This is a genomic window from Halomonas sp. 111 (assembly GCF_052379685.1).
GTDB lineage: Bacteria > Pseudomonadota > Gammaproteobacteria > Pseudomonadales > Halomonadaceae > Vreelandella > Vreelandella citrativorans.
Window position 1 is genome coordinate 1 of record NZ_JBQSYV010000047.1, and the last position, 1692, is coordinate 1692.

Here is a 1692-nt window from a genome sequence, read left to right on the forward strand (position 1 = left end):
CGAGGCTGTGTGAAAACGTAGTACCGACTATACTCTACCCATGACAGATCGTGGGAGGTACCGATGAAACGTTTCGTTGCAGGTGAATCCCGGTCCCAAGCTACGTTGTTTCCTGAGCTTCTGGATGATTTCGTTACTGAAGACAACCCGGTTCGGGCCATTGAAGTTTTTGTAGACGCTCTCGACCTCAAACAGCTGGGTTTCAAAGGTATTGATCCCCAGGCAACGGGTCGGCCCGCCTATCACCCCGCTGTACTTCTAAAAATCTATCTTTACGGTTACCTCAACCGCGTGCAATCCAGCCGCCGACTTGAACGTGAGGCGCAGCGGAATGTTGAACTCATGTGGCTAACGGAGCGCCTCGCACCGGACTTCAAAACGATTGCCGATTTCCGCAAAAACAACGGCAAAGCGATCCAAGCCACCTGTCGAGACTTTGTCGTTATATGTCGGCGTCTAGGGCTTTTTTCACAGTCGGTCATGGCAATCGATGGTAGCAAATTTAAGGCAGTCAACAATCGAGACCGCAACTTTACCTTGGCCAAAATGAAACGCCGCGCAGAAGAAATCGATAAGAGTATCGAGCGCTATTTACGCCAACTCGACGCAATGGACCAAGGCTCCACCGTTGTCACAGAAGCGCAGACGACAGGGTTGAAGGAAAAGATCGCCTCCCTCACAGAAGAAGTTCAGCAACTGCAATCCATTGAAATTCAAAGGACCGAGGCCCCTGATCAGCAAATCTCGTTGACGGACCCAGATGCTCGCTCCATGACGACGCGAGGAACGGGAATCGTGGGCTACAACGTTCAGACGGCTGTCGATAGCCAGCATCATCTGATTGTCGCCCATGAAGTCACTAATGTCGGCAGTGACCGGCGTCAGCTTTATCGGATGGCCAAGCAAGCACGCGATGCTAGCGGCGTCAGTGATCTCCACGTCGTCGCTGATCGCGGTTATTTTACAGGTAATGAAATTCTTGCGTGTCATGAGGCCGGTATTACGACGTATCTCCCTAAGCCCAAAACTTCGCCAAACCAGGCCAAAGGTATGTTTCCCAGGGAAGCGTTCCGATATGTGCCTGAACGTAATGAATATCGCTGTCCCGCGAGAGAGCGGCTTATTTGGCGCTTCAAGAACGTCGAAAAAGGCCAGACGCTACATTGCTATTGGAGTTCGGCCTGTCCGAATTGCTCAATGAAGTCGCAATGCACCACAGGTATTTATCGGCGCATTAAACGCTGGGAACACGAAGAAGTATTGGAGGCGGTAACATCACGTCTGGATCAGACGCCGGATATAATGCGCACCCGTCGTCAAACGGTTGAACATCCCTTTGGCACGTTGAAAGCGTGGATGGGTGCGACACACTTTTTAACCAAAGGGCTTAAGAACGTCGGAACGGAAATGAGTCTTCATGTGCTTGCCTACAACATGAAACGCGTCATGAATATCCTTGGCCCCAAGGGTCTGATCCAGGCATTGCGGGCATAAGGCCTTAGTCCGGACCTAGCTCTGCCAAGCTTGCGGTAGCCAATAACGCGCTTTTGTAAGGGCTTCTTAGGCTTTATCTCGATTAACGTCGGATTTGGCATATGAAATGAAAGCGTTCTGATCTGTCTTGCTAGCCGATAGTCGTGCCAATACGACTGAACACTGTCACCGCCAACTGATTTTTAGGTTTTCACACAG

At 50.9% G+C, this 1692-nt stretch carries 1 protein-coding gene; it reads left to right on the top strand.

Annotated elements, in window-relative coordinates; genetic code table 11:
• The first annotated feature begins 63 nt into the window (after positions 1 to 63).
• The gene (locus ACT3T7_RS18350) at positions 64 to 1494 is read left to right on the top strand and encodes an IS1182 family transposase (RefSeq protein ID WP_444631921.1); all 1431 of its coding nucleotides are present in this window, start codon (positions 64 to 66) and stop codon (positions 1492 to 1494) included.
• The last annotated feature ends 198 nt before the right edge of the window (positions 1495 to 1692 follow it).

Excerpts from the sequence above, each read along its gene's own strand:
- ACT3T7_RS18350 (WP_444631921.1), top strand. The coding sequence starts at position 64 with ATGAAACGTTTCGTTGCAGGTGAATCCCGGTCCCAAGCTACGTTGTTT.